Genomic DNA, 21,224 nt, shown 5'->3' on the forward strand with positions numbered 1-21,224 from the left:
GCCGTGCAGTCCGATCGTGAGACCTCCGTCGAAGCGGAGTTCTCGCGGGTGGTCGGCCGGTTCACCGGGCAGGCCAGGGGCGCCGGACTGCTGGTGATCAGTGTTTTCGGGGTGCTCGCCACGCCGTCGGACGCGCTCCCGCTCGCCTTCGGTCTGCTCGCGCTGGCCCTGGTCACCGCCGTGGCCGAGCACCTCGTGGGGAAGACGGGCCGGGGCAGACCGGTGGCGTTCGCGCTCACCCTGGTGCGCGCCGCGGCGATCTGCGGCACCCAGTTCCTGACCGCGCCCGAGGCGGGCGAGCTGAACCAGTGGGCACTCAACGTCCTCACCCTCACCGCGATCACCCTCCAATGGGAATGGCCGCCGGAGATCACCGTGCCCGCCATCGCCTGCCTGCTGGCGATCGAAGCGGTTCCGCTCGGCTTCGAGGACGGTTTTCCGGTAGTACTACGCGTGCTCATCGAAGCCACCCTCGCCAGGGGCGCCTTCCTCCTGCTGGCACGGACGACACGCCGGATCGATCACCTCCGCGAGCGCCAGGCCCGGCTGACCCGCGAGGAATCCCTTGCCGTGGAACGACGGCTGCGGGAACGGGAGTACCTGGCCGTCCTGCACGACACGGCCGCGGCCACCTTTCTCACCGTGGCCCAGCGCGGGGAAACCACGGATCCGGCCGAGGTCGCCGGATACGCCCGCCGCGATCTCGCGATCCTCACCGGCGAATCCGGTCCCGGCAGCGTGGTCGATCTCGAGACCTCGCTGCGCGGTGTGCTCGCCCAAAGCCCGGTGAAGGTCGAGACGCGCTGGTCGCCGGTCGCGCCGATCCCGGCGTCGGCGGCGCTCGCTCTGGTCCGCGCCGTGCGTGAGGCACTGGTGAACGTCGACCGGCACGCGGGTGTCGGCGAGGCCCGGCTGACGGTGGAAGACGGCGTACGCGTGACCGTCCGGGACGAAGGCCGCGGTTTCGATCCGGCGAAGACCCCGGCGCAGCGGCGAGGTGTCCGGGGCTCGCTCGTCGAACGCATGGCCGCGGCGGGCGGCCGGGCAGTCGTCACCTCCGCACCCGGTTCGGGGACCACGGTGGAACTGGTGTGGCCGCATGAATGAGACCGCGGACCGGGTGCTCGGCGGCTGCCGGATCGCGGTCCTGCTCGCGACGGCGGCGATCCAGATCGGGCTCAGCCTGTCCCGGCTGGACGACACCCCGGACCGGATCGCGTTCGCCGTGCTCGCCGGCGTGCTCGTCGTGGCGGCGTGGTGGGTACTGCGCTGGAAGCCGGTCCCCTGGCCGGTCGCGCTCTCCGGGACGGTGGTGGTCCTCGCCGCGTCGACGGTCGCCGTCTGGACGCTGCCCCCCGACCGGCTGCTCGGCGACGAGGACTGGGCGTCCGGGCTCGCGGGCTGGCATCTGCTGGTGCTGCTGCTGGACCGCCCCGCGGTCGCGATGTCCGCGCTCGTCCTCCAGATGACGCTCACCTTCGTCCGGCAGATCGGCGCGGCGCCCACCGATCGCGGCGAGATCGGCGGCATGGTGATCGTCGGGCTCAGCGTGCTCACCTTCCAGGCCGCGACGCTGGCGCTGATCAGGGTGGTCAACCGGCGGGCGGGTGAAGCCGCGGAGGCCTCCGCCGAACGGGACCGGCAAGCCCACCGCAAGGCGCTCGCCGAGGAGCGGGAGGCCGACCAGCGGAGCCGGTTCGCCGGTCAGCTCGGCGCCACCCTGCCACTGCTCGCCGGACTGGCCGACCGCACCCTTGACCCGCGTGACGACGCGGTCCGGCAGCGTTGCGCGCTCGCGGCCACGCAATTGCGGCGGTTGTTCGCGGAGAACGACGACGTTCCCGATCCGCTGCTGCACGAAGTCTCGGCGTGCGTCGATCTCGCCGAGCGGCGGGGATTGACGGTGACGCTGGCGGTCAGCGGTGAATCGGCTCCGGTCCCGACCGCCGTCCGCCGCGAACTCACCGGTCCGCTGATGACCGCGCTGGTCGCCGCCAGGACACAGGCCAGGGTCAGCGTCCTGCGCACCGGCGACGAGATCCGGGTCGCGGCGATCACGGACGGTGAACCCGGTGTGACGGTGAACGGATCGGGCGCCGTCGACGTCGAATGGCACGCACTGGGAGAGCGATCGTGGATGGAGGCGAAATGGCGTTCGCGACCGAACTGACCGCGGTGGTCGTCGACGATCATCCGGCCGTACGGGCCGGGGTCGTGCACTGGCTGTCCTCGGGCACCCCGCCGGTCACCGTCGTGGCCGAGGGCGAGGACGTGCGGACCGCGTGGATCGGCGAGGGCGCGCGGGCCGACGTCGTCATCCTCGACCTGCACCTGAACAGCACCACCCCGGCGATGGGAGATCTGCGCCGCCTCACCGAGGTGGGCCGACGCGTCGTCGTCTACTCGATGCGAGCCGACGACGCGACGGTTCTGCAGTGCCTCGAACTCGGCGCGCTCAGCTATCTCACCAAGGCCGAAGGCGCGGAGCACCTCGTCGAAGCCGTGCGCGCCGCGGCGGCCGATCGGTCGTACACGCCGCCGTCGATGGCGGGCGCGATGGCCGGGGACCGCTCCGAGCGGCGCCCCGCCCTCTCCGCCCGCGAGACCGAAGTGCTCATCGAGTGGTTCCAGTCCGAATCGAAGGACTTCGTGGCGCACCGGCTGGGAATCTCGCCGAACACGGTCAACTCGCATCTCGAGCGGATCCGGGTCAAGTACGCCCAGATCGGCAGGGAGGCCCCGACCAAGGCCGCGCTCGTCGCGCGGGCGATCCAAGACGGACTGATCGGCGTAAGCGATTTGTGATCGGTTGTGGTGCGAACGGGCCACACTCGCCACCTCCGACTGCGACTACGGTGCGTGACGAGCACGCCGGAGTCTGTTCGGCGGGAAGTCCGAGGAGATCCATTGAAGTCCGGCCGTACCGCCTCGATCGCCACCGGCTGCGCCATCGCGCTGCTGCTTTCCGCCTGTGGCGAGGAGGGCGGGAAGACCGTCAGGGTCGACGGCACCATGGCGCCCGGCAGCACGTTGAAGGTCGGCGAACGCGCCGTCGTCCCGTTCGAGTACGCGGACAAGTCCGGCACCATCGCGATCACCGTCAAGTCGATCGACATCGGCCCGAAAGAGGACCTCGCCAAGTTCAAGGACAAGGCCGAAGGCACGCTTCCGGTCTACGTCCGGATGGTGATCGAGAACGTCGGCGGCACGGACCTCTCCGACACGTCGGTGTCCGTGCGCGCGGTGGACGCGGACGGCAAGGGCACCAAGGTGATCATGGCCAACGGCGCCGCGGCCTGCAAAGGCGAGACGGCGGCGGAGAACTTCACCACCCCGGGCGCGACCTACGAGACCTGCGACACCGAAGGCGTCAAGGACGGTGGTGAGGTCGGCGGCGTGTCGTTCAGCGACGGCGACGGGTACAAGGACGCCCCGATCATCTGGAAGAAGTAGCCCACGCACAGGCCGTGCGGGCTTGGGCCGATCAGCGCAACCGATTCGTGATCGTCCGTGGTGCGAACGGCCCACACCGCCGTACTCCCGCATGGACTACGGTGCGTGGCGAGAACGCCGGAGCAGATCCGGCGGGGAGTCCGAGGAGATCCATGAAGTCCGCCCGTATCGCCCTGTCCGCCACCGGCTGCGCCGCCTTGCTGCTGCTTTCCGCGTGCGGCGGCAAAGAGGAAGCGGGCAGCCCCGCCCCCGCCCCTGCACCCGCGCCGACGTCGGCTCCCGCCTCCTCCCCCGCGACCAGCGGCACCGTCCCGGTCTCGAACGCGGACGCCACCGCGCCCGGCAGCGAACTGAAGGTCGGCGACCGCGCCGTCGTCCCGTTCAAGTACGGCACCGACAAGACCGGCACCATCGCGATCACCGTCAAGTCGATCGAGCTGGGCCCGAAGGAAGACCTCGCCTCCTACGGCGACAAGGCCAAGGGCATGACGCCGGTGTACATCCGGATGTCGGTGGAGAACGTCGGCGGAACGGACCTCACCTACAGCACGGTGCGGCTGCGCGCGGTCGGCCCGGACAACAAGGGCACCGGCGTGATCATCACCGGCGAGACCCCGAACTGCCAGTCCGAGTCGGCGAAGAAGGACTTCAAGACCGTCGGCGCGACCTACGAGACCTGTGAACTGCAGGCCATCAGGGACGGTGGCGAGGTCGGCGGCGCCACCTACACCGATGGTGACGGGTACAAGGACGACCCGGTCATCTGGAAAAAGTAGCCTGAGACTGCGGCAAGTCCGTGAAGGCCTCCTTGAGGGACCCTGGGTCCCTCAAGGAGGCCTTCACGGACTTCAGGTGCGCTTCGGCTGACGCTGCGGGGCCCGGTGCGTGTGCGTACTGTTGTCGTGATGGTCCACGTCCACCGGACGATCACCGTCCGCACCCCCGCCCAGACCGTCGTCGAATACCTGCGGGACTTCGCGCACGCGGAGTCCTGGGACCCCGGCACCGTGTCCTGCACCCGCGCCGACCCCGGCCCGATCGCCATCGGGACGCGGTGGCACAACGTGTCCGAGTTCCGCGGCAAGAAGACCGAGCTGACCTATCGGCTCGAGCGGTCGGAGCCGGGCCGGATCGTGTTCGTCGGCAGCAACAAGACCGCGACGTCCACCGACGATCTGACGATCTCCGAAGAAGACGGCACGACGACCGTCAGCTACCACGCCACCATCGAGTTCCACGGGCTGGCGAAGCTCGCGGACCCGTTCCTGAAACGACAGTTCGAGAAGATGGGCGACGAACTGGTGCCGGAGATGAAAAAGGCTCTCGAAGCGCTCGCTTCCTCGTGAGTGGTAAGGACGGTTCTAACCGTCCTTACCACTCACGAGGCAGTCGCCTCCGCGGGCCGCTCAGCCGCCGCACCGCGTTCGCGCAGGCGAGGGACTCCAGAAGCGGCACGGTCCGGTCCCAGCCCAGGCAGGCGTCCGTGATGCTCAGGTCGGGCCGGGGCCGCGCGGAGCCGACGTCCTGCCTGCCGTCGGAGAGGTACGACTCGATCATCACGCCGGCCAGCGCGTCGTTGCCTGCCGAGATCTGGTCCGCCAGATCGGCGACGACCACGGGTTGCCGGTTGTGGTCCTTGCCGCTGTTGCCGTGCGAGGCGTCGACGACGAGCCGGTGCGGCAGGCCGGCGCCGGTCAGCGCGTCGAGGGCGTCCGCGACGGCATGGGCGTGGTGATTGGGTTTCGGCCCACCGCGCAGGACGAGGTGGGCGTCCGGGTTCCCGGCGCTGCGCCGGATCCGCGGGCGCCCGTCGGCGGCGGCGCCGGGGAACACGTGCGGCAGCGCGGCCGCCCGGACCGCGGCGACGGCGGTGTCCAGCCGCCCCGAGACGCAGTTCTTCATGCCCACCGGCATCGGCAGCCACGACGCCAGATGCCGGTGCGGCTGGCTGGCGACGGTCCGCGCGCCGATCGCGCCCCAGCTGACGGTGTCCGCGAAGTAGGGCGCCAGGAACGGGTCGACGAACTCGTACGCGAGCGGCAGCCCGGTCGCGGCGGCGTCGTCCAGGAACCGCCGTCCGATCCGGACCCCGGACGCGAGGTCGCCCTTGCCGTCCAGGGTGGGGTCGGGCACCAGGCCGGTCCAGCCCGCGACCGTCCGCGGTTTCTCCAGATAGGCGCGCAGGACCAAGACAAGGTCGTCCGCGAACCGGCGGGACGCCTCGGCGAGCCGGTGCGCGTATTCGAGCGCCCCGTCGGTGTCGTGCACCGAACACGGCCCCACGACGACGAGCAGCCGCGAGTCGCGCCGTGCGAGGACGTCCGCGACGGTCGCGCGGTTCCGGGTGATCTCCTCCGGCACGAAGCCGCTCGTGGCCACCTCGGCCGGACTGGGCAGCGTGTCCTGGTCAAGCATCCGCATGACCTCTCTTCTTGTCGGGGGCGGCCGCCCCGGCCCGGGGCAGCCGCGTCGCACCGGCCACCGCCACGACGGCGAGGCCGAGAACACACCAGAAGGCGTCGGCGAAGGCCGCGGCGACGTCCGGGCCGCGGGCGGCCAGCCGGGCCTGCAGTACCACGGCCAGCACCGCGGTGCCGATGGAGCCGCCGAGCGTGTTGAGCAGGTTCAGCGCCCCGGCGGCGCGGGGCAGCCGGGCGGGTTCGACCCGGCGGTAGACGATCGTCATCACCGGCGCGCCGATCAGCGCCGCGCCGAAACCGCGCAGCAGCAGGGAAAGCACGATCACCCAGTCCGGGAGACCCGGGCCGAGCCGGGTGAAGGGGGCGGTGCCGAGGGCGACGAGCCCGATCCCGCTCAGCACCAGGGTGCGCGGCGAGAGCCGGTCGACGAGCCGGTTCACCAGTAGCGAACCGGCCGCCGCGCCGATGCCCTGGGGCACCAGCAGCAGACCGGTGTCCCAAGTGGACAGTCCAGCGCCGCGCTGGAGATAGAGCGGGAGCAGGAACATCGTGCCGAACACCGACGCGCCGAGCAGGACCAGCGCCAGTGCGGCGACCCCGAACGGTGGCTTGGTGAACAGCCGTGGATCGAGCAGCGGGGCTTCCGCCCGCAGGCCGTGCCGGACGAACGCCGCGAGCATCACGACACCGACCGCGACCGCGATCCCGGCGACCACCGGCGTCCCCTGTTCGAACCAGGTGAGCCCGAAGACCAGCACGGCGAGCCCCGGCGAAAGCAGCAGTGCGCCGCGAAGGTCGAACCGGTCGCCCCGCCCGCCCGGCTCGCTCGCCGGGACCCAGCGCCGGGCCAGGACCACCGCCACCACACCGACCGGGAGGTTGACGTAGAACAGCCACGGCCAGTCGGCCACCGCGAGGATCGTGCCGCTCGCCAGCGGGCCGAGCACCGGTGACAACAGTGGCACGAGACCGACGACGCTGATCACGCGGCCGATCCGGTCCGGCCCGGCGGCCCGCGCCAGCAGCGCCTGCCCGGTCGGCGGCAGGAGGCCGCCCGCGAGCCCTTGCAGGACACGGAACGCGATGAGCGCGGGCAGAGTCGGCGCCAGCGCGCACAACAGGGAGGCGAGCAGGAACACGATGACAGCGGTGAGCCAGACGCGTCGGCCGCCGAACCGGTCGGCGAGCCAGCCCGACGCCGGTACCGCCGTGACCACGGCCAGCAGGTACGCCGTCGTCACCCATTGGACGCCGGTGACCGGCGCGCCGAACTCGTCGGCGAGGGTGTCGACGCCGACCGAGACGATCGTGCTGTCCAAGGTCGCCATGAAGGTGCCGAGCACCAGCACGGCCGCCGTGCGCCACAGCGCGGCGTCGATCGGGCGCGCGGTCACCGCTCCCCCACGAACCCGGCGGCGTCGCCGTCGAGCCAGGACGGCAGCTTCCGGAGGAACCCGACCAGGTCATCGGCCAGCGACCGGGCGTCGGTCTCCCGCGCGTACAGAACGCCTTCCCAGCCGTGCTCGCCGGGGACGACGGTGACGCTCACCGGGTGGTGCGTGCGTTCGCGGAACCTCGTCCCGGTGACGGTCAGGCCGGGCGCGGGTTCCCGCAGCTTCGCCGGATCGACCGGGTAGTTCTCGAATACGAGCAGGCTGTCGAACAGCCTCTCGCGTCCGGCGAGCGACGCGAGTTCGGGCAGGCCCATCCGGTGGTGCCCGGCCATCGCCTGCTGCCGTGCCTGCAGGTCCGCGAGCGCCTCGGCGACCGTTCCGGTGAACCGGGCGCGGACCGGGACGCTGTTCGCCAGCAGGCCGATGATCTCTTCGACACCGTCCACATCGGACGTCCGGTTCGAGGTCATCACCCCGAAGCTGACGTCCCGGCGTCCGGCGTGGGTCGCGAGCACGGCCGCCCAGGCGCCCTGCAACAGGGTGTTGGCGGTGAGCCCGCGTGCCGCGCCCAGCCGGGTCAGTTCCGAAACCAGCTGACCGTCCACAGTGAACAAAGCGGGTTCGGCCGTGCCGCCGGTGCGCGGCAGATGGTCGCCCTCGGGAAGACCGTCGAGCTCCGCCCGCCAGGCCCGGACGTCGGCCGAGTGATCGGCCGCGGCCAGCAGGCGGGTGTACCGGACCGGCGGGATCGGCTCGGGCAACGGCTTCCCCGCGTACAGCGTGAACAGCTCGCCCAGGATGCGCGGCGCGGACCAGCCGTCGGACAGCAAGTGGTGACCGGTCAGCACGAGAGTCTGTCGGCCGGGCCCGTGACGCAGCACGGTGACCCGCCACAGCGGCCCGTTCTCCAGGTCGAACGGCGCCGCGAGCTCCTCGTCCAGCGCGGCGTCCACTTCGGACACGTCGCGGACCCGGAAACCGGCCTGCGGCCCGGCGGGGATCACCTGGACCTCGTGCGACGGCGGGAACACCGTGCCCAGGTTCGGCTGCCGCCGCACCAGCGCGTCCGCCGCCGACCGCAATGCCTCGACGTCGAGGTCGCCGGACAGCGTGAACGCGGCCTGCACCGGATACGGATCTTCTTCCGCGGTCCGGGACTCGCGCAGGATCACCTCCTGCAACGGCGTCAGCGGCATGATCTCGCCGGGCCCGGGCACGTCGGCGGCCAGCTCGTCCAGTTCGCGGCGGAAGTGCTCGCCGAGCACGGCGATCTCGGCGTCGGTGAACAGCGCGGACGGCCAGGTGAAGCGGACACCGAGCGTGCCACCGTCGGGCACCATCGCGTTCACCGTCAGCGCGTACGGCAGCGGCATCTCCGCGCCACCACCCGAACCGAGCGGATCGGCGTCCGGCGGGCGCTGCCACAAGGTCTCGGTGACCGGGGCCGAGGGGAACCGGCCGAGGTAGTTCCAGGCGACCTCGGGCCGTGGGCCGTCGACCCCGAGAATCCCGTGGCCGAGGCCGTCCCCTGCCGCGCGCAGATGGTCGCGCACGGCCCGCAACGCGTCCGGCAACGGTCCTGATGGCGGGGCGATCCGCGCCGGATGCACGGCGGTGAACCAGCCGGCGGTCTGCGCCAGATCGACCGTACCCGCGAAGTCCGGGGTGTGGCCCGGCCTGCCGTGGCTCTCGACGGCGACGAGCAGATCGGCCCCGGTCCCGCGCCAAGCGGCGACAGCTCGCGAAAGCGCGGTCAGCAGGACGGTGTCCGGGCCGGTGCGGTAGGCCGTCGGCAGCGCGGTCAGCACGGCGTGCGTCGTATCGTCGCCGACGTCGATGCGGTGGTGGCGCGCGGTCGCCACGGTGTCGCGCGCCGGATCGAGCGCTTCGCGGCCGAGCGTGGTCACCGGCGCTGCGGAGATCCCTTGCCAGTAGGACAGTTCGTCCTTCCGGTGCGGCGCGGCCACACGCAAGGACCGCGCCCAGCCCAGGAACGATTGGCCGCGCCGGTGCAGAGTGTTGCCGTGGAAGGCTTGTTCGACGTCGTCGAGCAGCACGCGCCAGGTCACCGCGTCGGCGACCAGGTGGTGCGCCACCAGCAGCAATCGCCCTGGCCGCTCCTCGCCCGCGTCCACCAGCACCGCCCGCACCAGCGGCCCGGTGCGCGGGTCCATCCGTGCCACGATCCGCTCGACCTGCGCGTCCGACACGGCGCGCGGATCACCGGACACCCGGATCGTGGTGAGCACGTCGGCGCTGGTCACGGCCCCGACGTCCGGGATACGCAGTGCGTCCTCGACCAGATGCGCGCGCAGGACGTCGTGACGGGCGAGAACGGCGTCGAGCACCGAGCGCCAGCGAGGGACGTCGTCCGCCGAAGGCACGCAGATCTCGACCCACTGGCAGAACCCGTCGGCCGCCTTTCCAGCGCGCTGCAACAGATCGCGCATGATCGGAGTGAGCGGAGCATCACCGACGGCGTGGGCCTCCTCGGCCCGTTCGGGTTCACCGCAGCGCGCGGCGATCCCGGCGACCGTGCCGCCTTCGAGGACGTCGCGCGCGGTCAGGTGCAGCCCTTCACGGCGGGCGCGGGAGACCACGCGCAGCGAGGCGATGCTGTCCCCTCCCGCGTCCAGGAACCCGTCGTCCAGCCCGACGCCGGGACCGAGCAGATCGCGGACCACCCGCAGCAACACCGCTTCCGCCGGGGTAGCGGGTTCGCGCCCACCGTCGGACCGGGCCTCCGGCGCGGGCAGCGCGGCCCGGTCCAGTTTGCCGCTCGGGCCGAGCGGCAGCCGCTCCAGCGCCACGAACGCCGTCGGCACCATGTACGCGGGCAGCTCCGCGGCGAGGTACTCGCGCAGTGCGGCCGGGTCGGGTTCGGCGCCGTCCACGGGGACGAAGTAGGCGACCAGCCGGTCCTCGCGGACGATCACCGCGACCGCCCGCACGTCGTCGTGCGCGGTCAGCGCGGTCTCGATCTCGCCGAGTTCGATCCGGAACCCGCGTAGTTTGACCTGGTGGTCGGCGCGGCTGAGGAAGGCGATCTGCCCGTCCGGCCGCCAGCGGACCAGGTCGCCGGTGCGGTACATCCGCTCCCCCGGAGGACCGAACGGGTCGGCCACGAACCGCTCGGCGGTCAGCGCCGCCCTGCCGACGTAACCCTGGGCGAGCTTCGGCCCGGCCAGGTACAGCTCGCCGGTGACGTTCGTCCCGACCGGGAGCAGCCCGCCGTCGAGCACGTACGCACGGACCTCCGGGTCCGGACGGCCGATCGGCAGCGGGCCGGGATCCGCCGGGTCGTAGTGCCAGGTGACCGAGTTGATGGTGACCTCGGTGGGGCCGTAGGCGTTGAACAGCGCCCGCCGGTTCCCCCAGCGCCGGGCCAGTTCCGGGTCGAGCCGTTCGGCGCCGACGACGAAGAACACGTCCGGATCGACGGTCGCGTCGTCCGGCATCGCGGAGAGGAACGAAGGCAGCAGGTTGAGCCCGGTGACGCGGTGTTCGGCGGCGTAGGCCAGCAGGTCGTCGCCGGAGACGCGCACCTCCTCCGGCGCGATCACCGAGGTGCCGCCGGACAGCAGCGGCAGCATGAACTGCCAGAAGGCGACGTCGAAACTCGTCGAGGCGAAATGCAGGTACCGCTCGGCGGTCCCGATCCCGACGATGTCCTCCTGCAACGCGATCAGGCTCGGGACACCGCGATGCGGCACCGCCACACCCTTGGGTCTGCCGGTGGTGCCGGAGGTGTAGATGACGTAGGCGATCGCGTCCTCGCTGAGCCGGACGGCCGGATCGGTGTCCTCAGTGGACAGTTCGGCCGGGTCGATCACCGGAAGACCTTCGACGTCCGAGGTGGACACGACGGCGGCGGGCTTGATGTCACCCAGCATGTACGCGAGCCGATCGGCCGGGTAGTCCGGGTCCATCGGCACGTGCACCGCACCGGCCTTGATCACGCCGAACAACGCGACCACGAGGTCGACGTCGCGGCGCAGCAGGACCGCGACCGGGTCCTGCGGTTTCACCCCGGCGTCGATCAGGGTGTTCGCGAGCCGGTTGGCACGGCGGTCCAGTTCGGTGTAGGTCAGGCTCCGGTCGCGGCACACGACGGCTTCGGCGTCCGGGGTCTCGCGGACCCAGCGGCCGAACTCCTCCAGCATGCCACCGCGTTCGCGCCGCGGTTCCGGTCCTTCGCCGAGGCGCAGCATCGCGCGTTCTTCCTCGGCGTCGAGCGCGCGCAGCCGGGCGACCGGCCGCGCCGGATCGGCGACGATCTCGTGCAGCACGGCGCACAGCCAGCGGCCGTAGGACTCGGCCTCGTCGCGGGTGAAGGCCCGCGGCTGGTAACCGAGGCCGACGGTGAACTCGTCGCCCGGCAGCACGATGACCGTAAGCGGGTAATGCGTGGCGTCGGTGATGTCGACCCCGACGAGGTCGAGACCGGGCGCCGGCGTGGTGCGGGCGCGGCTGGAGAGCGGGAAGTTCTCCATCACCAGCATCGTGTCGAACAGGTCGCCGACACCGGCCGCGCGCTGGATCTCCGGCAGTCCGGCGTGATGGTGATCGGTGAGCCGGACGCTTTCGGTGTGCACACGTGCCAGCACGGTGACCGCGGTGTCGGCGGCGTCGAACCGCACGCGCACCGGGATCGTGCTGCCCAGCTGGCCGATCATGCGCTCGACGCCGGGGACGTCGGCCGGGCGGCCGGAGACCGGGCAGCCGAAGACGACGTCGCGGCGGCCGGTCAGCCTGGCGAGCAGCACTCCCCAGGCGGTCTGGAACACCGTCGTCGGGGTAATCCCGTGTTCCCGGGCGAAGGCGCGCAGGCGTTCGCTGAACTCCCCGCCCAGTTCCACGGTGACGCGTTCCGGACGCTCCACAGTGGACTCTACGCTCGTCGGCGCGAGCCTGGTGCCCTCGTCGAGTCCGGCCAGCGCCTCGCGCCACGCGTCCAGCGCCGCGTCCGGGTCGCGTTCGCCGAGCACCCGGTGGTACTCCGAAAGCGGTGGCGCGACGGGAGCCGCCGGGCCGCCGCCGAGTTCGGCGTAGGTGGCCAGCAGCGTGCGGCCGACCAGCGGCATCGACCAGCCGTCGAGCAGCGCGTGGTGGTTGGTGAGCACCAGGCGGTGCTCGTCCGGGCCGAGGGTCAGCAGCAGGAACCGGATCAGCGGCGGTGTCGCCGGGTCGAAGGGACGGGCGAGTTCGGCGTGACATTCGGCCTCGACCCGCTCCGGGGACACGCTCGCGGACCGCCAGTCCAGCGTGACCTCGGCGGGCACCACCTGGACGACCTCACCCGCGTCGGTGGTGTGCAGGTGGACACGCAACGCGGGATGCCGTCGCAGCATTTCCACTGCGGCCTCACGCAGGCGATCGGCGTCGAGCGCGCCGCTGAGCAGGGTGACGGCCTGCACCACGTAGACGTCGGTGTCTTCGGTGCCGCGCGCCAGGGTGTGGAACGAAAGCCCGGTCTGCAACGGGGTCGCGGGCAGGACGTCCTCGATCCGCCCCTGCCGTTCGAGCGCGTCGATGTCGGCCTGGTCGAGGCCGACGAGCGGCAGATCGGACGGCGTGAGCCCGCCGCCGTCCGGCCCGATCCGGGCGGCGTGCGCGGCCATGGCGTCCAGCGCCCGCGACCACGCTTCTTGCAGCGCGGCAACACCTTCCGCGTCAAGCACCTCGCCCGCCGCGGTCCATTCGACGGCGAGCCGAGGGCGGTCGTCCTCGCGGACGAAGCAGTTCAGCGCCAGCACCTGTTCCAGTGACTTGGCGTCCGGTTCGGTGACCGCGAACGGGTCCTCCTCCGGCAGCCGCCAGCCGGTGCCCGGCAGCGGCGCGAACCGGCCGAGGTAGTTCAGGACGACGTCCGGCGGCGGGACGGCGGCGAGTTCGTCCCGGGTGAGCGGGTCGAGATACCGCAGGACGCCGAAGCCGACGCCGCTGTCCGGCACGGCGCGTTTGGCTTCCTTGGCGGCTCGCAGCAGCTTTCCTGCCGCGTCTCCGCCCGCGAGCGCGCCGTCGAAGTCCGTGGTCGCCGCCACCGCGCCGGCGGGCACGCGCAGCGGATGCTCGGCGGTGAACCAGCCGACGGTGCGCGAGAGGTCCAGGCCGTTTCGATCCCGGCCATGGCCTTCGAGGGACGCGGTTTCGGCGTCGACCGGAGCACCACGCCACGACCGGAGAGCGAGCACGAGCGTGGCGAGCAGGACGTCGTCCGGTCCGGCGCGGTACGCCGCGGGCAACGCGGTGAGCACCGCGTCGGTCTGCTCCGGTGAAGCGAGGGTGACCGAACGCCGCGCGGTCGCGACCGTGTCGATGCCGCGGTCGAGCGGCCGGCGGCCGAGACGCGGGCCGTCGAGCGCGCCGCGCCAGTGCTCGAGTTCGCCGCGCCGGGCACCCGAAATCCCCTGTTCGGCGAGGAGAAGCGCGTGCCGTCGCCACGACGTCCCGGCCGGTTCGAGCGCTTCACCGGCACAGGCGGCACGCAGGTCCGGCAGCAGAACCCGCCAGGACACACCGTCGATCGCCAAGTGATGGATCACGATGACGAGATGGTCCGGGAGCAACGCGATCCTGAGCACTCCGGCACTGAGATCAAGGGACCCGGCGAGTTCCGCCGCGACCTCGGCCGGGTCACCGGTCGTCTCGATCACCACGTCGGACGCCTTCACGGCCCCGCGTTCGCGGACACGCAACTCGTCACCTAGTTGCAGGCGCAGGACGTCGTGGTGGTCCAGCAGTGTTCGCACGCCCTCGGTCAGCAGGCCGGCCGGAAGATCCTCGTCGAGCCGGACCGCGGTCCATTGGGTGTAGCCGGCGACCGTCGTGACGTCCGGATGCGGGTCGAGCAGGGCGCGGACGATCGGCGGGGCGGGCACCTCACCAACGGCCTCGTCGGGCTCGTCCGGCGGGGCGGCCGGGCCGCCGATCTCCGCGCTCGCCGCCGCCAGGGCCTCGAAGCTGCGGCGGGCGAGCAGATCACGCGGCCGCAGGTCGAGGCCGTGCGCGCGCAGCCTGCTGCTGACGCTGATCGCGGTGATGCTGTCGCCGCCCAGCGCGAAGAAGTCGTCGTCGACGGCGACCTCTTCGACGCCGATCACCTCGGCGATGGTCGCGCACAGCAGCCGTTCGCGTTCGGTGACCGCGGTCCGCCCGGCCGCCGCGCGCGGGGCGGGCAGCGCCGCTCGGTCGATCTTCCCGTTGGAGGTCAACGGAAGCGTGTCGAGCACGACCACCGCGGCGGGCACGAGGTGCTCCGGCAACCGCCCGGCGAGTTCCGCGCGGACCTCGTCCGTGACGACCTCGCCGACGACGTAGCCGACGAGCCGGGGTCCACGCACCGCGGCGGCGGCCGCGCGCACACCGGGAACGGCGGCGAGCGCGGCCTCGACCTCGCCCAGTTCGACACGGTGGCCCCGCACCTTCACCTGGCCGTCGCGACGGCCCAGGTATTCCAGACCGCGACCGGGTACCCAGCGGGCGAGGTCCCCGGTCCGGTACATCCGGTCGCCGGGGGCGCCGAACGGATCGGCGACGAACCGTTCGGCGGTCGCGCCGGGGCGCCCCAGGTAGCCGCGTGCCAGATGCGGTCCCGCGAGGTACAGCTCGCCCGGCGTTCCCGCGGGTGCCGGACGCAGCGCGGCGTCGAGCACCCGGACCGCCGTACCCGGCACCGCGGTCCCGATCGTCGGCTCGCCGTCGTCCAGCCAGGATCCGGCACCGTCCACAGTGGCCTCGGTCGGGCCGTACATGTTGCGGGCGCGGGCACCGGACGCCGCGACCCGGCGCCACAGCGCGGGCGGGGTCGCCTCGCCGCCGAGGACGAGTAGCGCGGGCGGACGAGGACCGTCGAGCAGACCGGCGTCGATCAGCGGCGCGGCCATCGACGGCGTGGTGTCGACGACGTCGATCCGGTCGCGGGCGAACGCGGCCAGCAGGGCGTCGGCGTCCCGCGCGACGTCGGTGCCATAGACGTGGAGTTCGTGCCCGAACAGCAGCCACATCAGCTGGTCGAGCGCGGAATCGAAGGCGAACGAGTAGGTGTGCGCGACGCGCAACCGCCTCCCCGCGGCGCGTTCGGTCTCGGCGACCGTGGTCGCGCGGTGATGACGCAGCAGCGTCGCCAGCCCGCCGACCCGGCCGAGGACGCCCTTGGGACGGCCGGTGGAGCCGGAGGTGAAGATGACGTAAGCGAGATCTTCCGGGTGGCGGGGAATATCCAGCGGCGAAGAGTCCAGTGTGGACAGATCGGTTTCGCCGAGCAGCAGATGCGGTCCCGGCACGATCTCCGGGTCGTGGGCCACCGTGAGCACCGCGCCGGCCTCGGCGGCGAGTTCCCGCGACCGCTCGGCGGGGTGGGCGAGGTCCAGCGGTAGGAACGCCGCCCCGGCGTCGAGCACCGCCAAAAGGGCGACGACGAGATCCGCGGACCGCGGGAGGGCCAGCGCGACGACGTCCTCAGCCCCGACACCGCGAGCCCGCAACGCCCGCGCGAGCCGGTGCACGCGCGTGACGAGCTCTCCGCCGGTCAGCCGGTCCTCACCGGACACCAAGGCCATCCGGTCCGGGTCGAGTCCGGCCAGCAGTTCCGGCACACCGACAAGTTCCGAGGAAGGCGCGGGTGTCGACCACGCCTTCAGCAACGTTTCCCGCTCCCCCGGCGGCACCAGGTCGGCACCGGCGACCGCCGGGCCGTCCGGTTCGGTCAGCGCGGTGATCAGGCAGCGCAGCGCGGTCAGCTTGGCGTCGACGGCGGCCTGGTCGTGAGTCCGCGCGTCGACCTCGAAACCGAGCAGCAGCCCGCCGTCGGACGTCGGGAGCACGGACAGACCCATGTCCTCGGGCGGCCCGCCCGCGACATTGCGCATGGTGCCGTGCGAGCCTGCGAAATCGAGCTTCAGGTCGAACGCCTTGAGGTTGACGCCGCGGCCGTGCAACAGCGCACCGGCTCCGGGCACCGCGAGATCCTGGGGCAGGTCTTCGCCGCGATACCGCTGGTGCGTGCGCATCTCCTTGAGCGCGCCCGCGACCCGCGCGGTCAGTTCGGCGGCCGAGTCCTCCGGGAGCACCGTGACCCGCAGCGGCAGGACGTTGACCGCCATCGCCGGGATCCGCAGCGCCGCTCCTTCCCGGCACATCAACGGCATCGCGAACACGACGTCGGTCCAGCCGAGCACGCGGTGCAGGAAGGCGGCGTAGCAGGCGATCAGCGCGTCACCCCAGGTCGTCCCGGCTCGTTCGCCCAGCTCGCGCAGCCGGGCCACATCCGAAGCGGGCAGGACGAACCGGGCGGTCACGGTGTGCTCGGGCGGGCCCGGCGCGCTGCCGGCGTCGTCGAGGTCCGGCAACGGCGTGAATCGCTCCCGCCAGTACTCGCGGTCCTCTTCGAACCGCTCGCTCTCGCGGTAAGCGCGGTCGGCCTCGACGAGATCGGCGAATCGGGCGAACGTCGAAGCCGGCACGTCCTTCCCCGTCACGACGGCCGTGTAGCGGGCCGCGGTCCGGCGAGCGAGCATCGCCGCGGTGTAGCCGTCGAACACCAGGTGGTGCCCGAGCTGGGTGAACCACACGTGCGTGTCGGAAAGCCGCAGTACGAGATGGGCGAACAGCGGCCGGTCCACCATGCCGCGGCAAGCCTCGGCGACGCGGCGCCGTTCGGTGTCCACCCGCGCGTGCGCCGCCGCCACCGGATCGGCCTCACCGCGCAGATCCACCACCGCCGGCGACGGCACCGCGTCGCCCGACACCAGCTGGCGCGGGCCGTCCGCCGTCTCGAAGACGCGCAACCGCAGGCTGTCCGCCTCTTCGGCGGTCGCCCGGATCGCCTCGCCCAGCGCGATGACGTCGACCGGCCGGTCCCCGGCGATCTCGATCACGTCACCGACGACGTAGTAAGGCGAGTCGGGTTCGAGGCGTTGCGCGGTCCAGATGCCCAGCTGGGCTCCGGTGAGGTTCAGTGCCTGTTGGTGAACCCGCGACCGCGATCGACGTCGGCAGGGCGCTGCCTGATCGTCCACGTCACGGATACGGACAGGGCGCCCTGCCACCGCGATAGCGGGGCCTTCGACCGGGGCGGGTTCACGCGTTCGGTCGTTTTCCAATTCCATCTTCAGCTCCGCCAGCCGTTCAGCATGAGGGCACCACCATGGGGGTTCCGGTCACCGGGTCGGGCACGACGACGCTGGGGAGATCGAAGACCTCCTTCATCAGCTCCGCGTCGACGATGTCGGCGGGCGTGCCCTCGGCGACGATCCGGCCGTCCCGCAAGGCGACGAGGTGGTCGGCATAGCGGCAGGCCTGGTTGATGTCGTGCAGGACGGCGATCACCGTGCGGCCCTCGTCACGCAAGCGCGCCAGCAACCCCAGCAGCTGGTATTGGTGCGCGATGTCGAGGAACGACGTCGGTTCGTCGAGCAGCAGGTACGGCGTCTTCTGCGCCAGCACCAGCGCCACCCACACGCGCTGGCGTTGTCCGCCCGAGAGTTCCTGCACCGGCCGGTCGGCCAGTCCCGCCACCCCGGCCGCGGTCATCGCGTCGATCACCGCGCGTTCGTCCTCTTCGGACCACGTGGCGAACAGCGACTGATGCGGGAACCGGCCGCGCGCGACCAGCTGCCGGACGCGGACGTCCTCCGGCGCGACCGGATCCTGCGGCAGGAAACCGAGTTCCCGCGCCAGCCCCTTGCCGTGGAAGGAACCGACGTCCTTGCCGTCGAGCAGGACCTCCCCCTCGAAAGGACGCAGCAGCCGGACGAACGCGCGCAGCAAGGTGGACTTGCCGCACGCGTTCGGTCCGACGACGGCGGTGAACGCGCGGTCGGGCACGTCGAGGCTCAGCCGGGTCGACACGACCCGGTCGCCGTAGCGCAGGGTCAGTTCCCGAGCGGTCAAGCGGGCACTCATGTGCGCCGCACCTCCTTGGTGAGCAGCCAGATCAGGTAGCCGCCGCCGATCACGGTGCTGACCACACCGACCGGCAGCGCTTCCGGCGCGAGCAGCATCTGGGCGGCCAGGTCGGCGCCGGTGAGCAGCACGGCGCCGGTGAGGGCGGCGGGCAGCAGGGAAACACCGGGCGTGCGGGCCAGCCGCCGCCCGATCTGCGGGGCCGCCAGCGCGATGAACGCGATCGGACCGGCGACGGCGGTGACCGTGGCCGTGCAGCCGACCCCGATCAGCACCAGCACCAGCCGCAGCCGGTCCCAGCGCACCCCGGTGGTGACCGCCAGCGCGCCGCCGAGCGCCGCCTGGTGCAGCGCCGGCGCCCTGGTGAACAGCACGACGAACAGCACCGCGAGCACGCCGAACGGGATGGCGACGTCGTCCCAGCCGATCCCGTTGAGGGAACCGGCGTTCCAGCCGACGGCCGCGATCGCGATCTCGAGTTCCGCGCGCAGCACGATCCACGAGTTGAACGCGGTCAACATCGCGTTGACCGCGATGCCGATGACGATCAGCCGCAACCCGGACAGGCCGCCGCCGAGCGACAGCGCGTACACGATGGCCGCCGTGATCACGCCGCCGAGCACCGAACCGATGGTCAGCTGCGTCGACGTCCCCGAAAGCACCGTGATCGCGACCAGCGCGCCGGTGTAGGCGCCCGCGTCGAGGCCGATCACGTCCGGGCTGCCGAGTGGATTACGGGTGATGTTCTGGAAGATCGCGCCGGCCAGCCCGAGCGCGGCGCCGAACACCAGCCCGGCCAGTACCCGCGGCAGGCGCCATTCCCGGATGACCACGCCCGGCCCGCCGCCGGAACCGGTGAGCGCGGCGAACACGCGGGCGGGACTGGCCCAGGCCGCGCCGTAGCAGAGCCCTAGTAGCGTCAGCCCGGCGATGACCACGATCATCACCACGAGGAACCAGAGGGTGCGGCGTTCCAGCCGGGCGGAGAACCGCCCGCGCCGCACGACGAGTGCGCTCGCTTTGTTCACAGTGTTCACAGTGGCGCCGCCCCGTATTTGCGGACGGCCCAGATCAGCACCGGGCCGCCGAGGAACGCGGTCACGATCGCGACCGGGACCTCGCCGGTCGGCAGCAAGACCCGGGAGCCGACGTCCGCGGCCAGCATCAGGACCGGGCCGAGCAGCGCGGCGAACGCGATCAGCCACGGGATCGACGCGCCCGCCACCCGCCGGGCCAGATGCGGCACGATCAGCCCGACGAAGAGGATCGGCCCGGCCAGCGCGGTGGCCGCGCCCGCCATCAGCGTGATCAGCAGCAGGGTGATCGTCCGGACGTGCGCGACGTTCGCGCCGAGCGTGTGCGCGACCGTCTCGCCGAGCGCGATCGCGTTCAGCTGACGGCTCACCGCGAACGCGCCCAGCAGGGACAGGCCGATGACGATCAGCGGGACCGTGGTCGGCGCCTGTTCTCGACCGGCCAGCGAACCCACCGACCAGAACCGATAGACGTCGAAGGTGTCCGGGAACAGCAGCCGCAGGCCGAGGGTGAGCCCCAGCAGCACGGCGCTCAGCGCGGTCCCGGCGAGCACCAGCCGCAGCGGCGACCGGCTGCCGACCGCGTACACCAACGCCGACGCGCCGACCGCGCCCAGCACCGCCAGGCCCAGTTCGGCGGGCGCCGACGCGGCGAGGCCGAACGCCGAACCCACCGCGATGGCGAACCCGGCCCCGGCGGTCACGCCGAGCACACCGGGTTCGGCCAAGGCGTTGCGCGACAAGGCCTGCACGAGCACGCCGCCGACGGCGAGCGCCGCGCCGACCCCGATCGCCAGCACCGCCCTCGGCATCCGGATGTCCAGGACCACCGCCCGGTCACTCGGATTCCCTCCGCCCAGCAGGGCGCGCACGACCTCGCCGGGGGCGATGGCGTGCGCGCCGATGCCGACGCTCAGCACGGCGACCACGACGAGCCCGAGCAGTGCGGCGCCGAGCAGCGCGGACCGCCCGGTGGTGGTCACTGCCCGAGCAGCGGCGCGAACGCCTGGTCGATGGCGTCCAAAGTGGACGTCGCGGCCCGGTAGGTGGCGGCCTCGGTGTAGCGGAACGGGTAGACCTTGCCCGCCTTCACCGCGGGGAGTTCCTTCCACAGCGGCGAGTCGAGGACGTACTTGACCGGCGCGGGCACGGAACCGTCGGCGCTGACCGAGTAGGTGATGGCGTCGGCCTGGGCGAACGCCGTCGACAGCTCTTCGATCGACGGGTACTCGCTGACGTCCTTGGAGCCGCCGCCCTTGACCTTGACCTGGCCGTAGTAGGTGGCGCCGATGTCCTGCGCGACGTTGGTGCCCCAGGAACCGTTGAACTCACGCTGGAAGTTGCCCTTGGCGACCTCGCCGTACGCGCCGACGTGGCCCAGCTTCAGCTGCGGCAGCACGGCCTTGTACTTCTCCGCCAGTCCCTTGGCCTTGGTGTCGTACGCGGACTTGATCGCGTCGAACCCGGCGGTCGCGCCGGCGGCGTCGGCCTGTTTGCGGGACAGCTCACGCCACATGGACGGCACCGACGGGCCGATGGCCACGACCGGCGCGATCGCTTCGAGCCGCTTGATGTCGATGTCGGCGAGCACCGGCTTCGGCACGCCGATGACGATGAGGTCCGGATCGGCCTGCGCGATCGCCTCGTAGTTCGTCTCCGACGCCGACTCGCCCGCGACCTTCGCCAGCTCGTCGTACTTCTTGCGCTCCTGCTCGTCGAACAGCGGGATGCCGCGCTTCCAGCTGGACACCCCGACCAGCGGCGCACCCGCTTCGAGCAGGGCGGGCACGGCATAACCGGTGGCGACGACCCGCTTCGGCGAGACCGGGATGGTGATCTGGCCGTTGTCGGCCGCGAACACCCGGGTCTGGCCGCCGTCGGCGGCCTTGCCGTCGCCGCCGGAACCGCAGGCGGTGGCCGCGGTCGCGACCGTCAGCGCGAGCGCGATCGCTCCGGCGAGGCGTCGGGTTCTAGTGGTGCGCATGGGTTTCCTCGTTCTTCGGGGGGTGGGGGCAGGG

The 21,224-nt window shown here is 72.0% G+C and carries 13 protein-coding genes; 6 read left to right on the forward strand and 7 right to left on the reverse strand.

Going from position 1 to position 21,224, the window contains the following annotated elements; genetic code table 11:
* Positions 1-3: 3 nt before the first annotated feature.
* The 6 genes from H074_RS06070 to H074_RS06095 all read left to right on the forward strand — a co-directional run bounded on the left by H074_RS06070 (position 4) and on the right by H074_RS06095 (position 4,799).
* Entirely contained in the window at positions 4-1,107 is a 1,104-nt protein-coding gene (locus H074_RS06070; RefSeq protein WP_007029142.1) for a sensor histidine kinase, read from the forward strand.
* Entirely contained in the window at positions 1,100-2,170 is a 1,071-nt protein-coding gene (locus tag H074_RS06075) for a hypothetical protein (protein ID WP_007029143.1), read from the forward strand. The genes H074_RS06070 and H074_RS06075 overlap by 8 nt, the downstream gene beginning before the upstream one ends.
* Complete coding sequence (locus H074_RS06080; protein ID WP_007029144.1) at positions 2,149-2,805, forward strand: response regulator transcription factor; 657 nt, start codon at positions 2,149-2,151, stop codon at positions 2,803-2,805. The genes H074_RS06075 and H074_RS06080 overlap by 22 nt, the downstream gene beginning before the upstream one ends.
* 102 nt (positions 2,806-2,907) lie before the next feature.
* Positions 2,908-3,453, forward strand: a complete 546-nt coding sequence (locus H074_RS06085) for a hypothetical protein (protein WP_007029145.1) — start codon at positions 2,908-2,910, stop codon at positions 3,451-3,453.
* A 152-nt stretch (positions 3,454-3,605) separates the two neighbouring features.
* Complete coding sequence (locus H074_RS06090; RefSeq protein WP_007029146.1) at positions 3,606-4,229, forward strand: hypothetical protein; 624 nt, start codon at positions 3,606-3,608, stop codon at positions 4,227-4,229.
* A gap of 129 nt (positions 4,230-4,358) precedes the next feature.
* Positions 4,359-4,799, forward strand: a complete 441-nt coding sequence (locus H074_RS06095; RefSeq protein ID WP_007029147.1) for an SRPBCC family protein — start codon at positions 4,359-4,361, stop codon at positions 4,797-4,799.
* Between the two features lie 25 nt (positions 4,800-4,824).
* On the opposite strand, the gene H074_RS06100 is transcribed toward H074_RS06095, so the two are convergent.
* Genes H074_RS06100 through H074_RS06130 form a run of 7 tightly spaced genes read right to left on the reverse strand, consistent with a single transcriptional unit; the run spans position 4,825 to position 21,190 of the window.
* Positions 4,825-5,874 carry a 3-deoxy-7-phosphoheptulonate synthase gene (locus tag H074_RS06100; protein ID WP_007029148.1) on the reverse strand — a complete coding sequence of 350 codons (1,050 nt, stop codon included), beginning with the start codon at positions 5,872-5,874 and terminating at the stop codon, positions 4,825-4,827.
* Positions 5,861-7,267 carry a DHA2 family efflux MFS transporter permease subunit gene (locus tag H074_RS06105; protein WP_007029149.1) on the reverse strand — a complete coding sequence of 469 codons (1,407 nt, stop codon included), beginning with the start codon at positions 7,265-7,267 and terminating at the stop codon, positions 5,861-5,863. The genes H074_RS06100 and H074_RS06105 overlap by 14 nt, the downstream gene beginning before the upstream one ends.
* Positions 7,264-17,376 carry a non-ribosomal peptide synthetase gene (locus H074_RS06110; protein WP_007029150.1) on the reverse strand — a complete coding sequence of 3,371 codons (10,113 nt, stop codon included), beginning with the start codon at positions 17,374-17,376 and terminating at the stop codon, positions 7,264-7,266. Before H074_RS06110 ends, H074_RS06105 begins: the two co-directional genes overlap by 4 nt.
* A 19-nt stretch (positions 17,377-17,395) precedes the next feature.
* Complete coding sequence (locus H074_RS06115; protein ID WP_007029151.1) at positions 17,396-18,172, reverse strand: ABC transporter ATP-binding protein; 777 nt, start codon at positions 18,170-18,172, stop codon at positions 17,396-17,398.
* Entirely contained in the window at positions 18,169-19,209 is a 1,041-nt protein-coding gene (locus H074_RS06120) for a FecCD family ABC transporter permease (protein WP_007029152.1), read from the reverse strand. Before H074_RS06120 ends, H074_RS06115 begins: the two co-directional genes overlap by 4 nt.
* Positions 19,206-20,189: a FecCD family ABC transporter permease gene (locus H074_RS06125; protein ID WP_007029153.1), complete on the reverse strand. Its 984-nt coding sequence runs from the start codon at positions 20,187-20,189 to the stop codon at positions 19,206-19,208. The genes H074_RS06120 and H074_RS06125 overlap by 4 nt, the downstream gene beginning before the upstream one ends.
* A complete protein-coding gene (locus H074_RS06130; protein WP_007029154.1) occupies positions 20,186-21,190 on the reverse strand; it encodes an ABC transporter substrate-binding protein in 1,005 nt (334 codons plus the stop codon). The genes H074_RS06125 and H074_RS06130 overlap by 4 nt, the downstream gene beginning before the upstream one ends.
* Positions 21,191-21,224 lie beyond the last annotated feature (34 nt).

The sequence above is a fragment of the Amycolatopsis decaplanina DSM 44594 genome, assembly GCF_000342005.1.
Classification (GTDB): Bacteria; Actinomycetota; Actinomycetes; order Mycobacteriales; family Pseudonocardiaceae; genus Amycolatopsis; species Amycolatopsis decaplanina.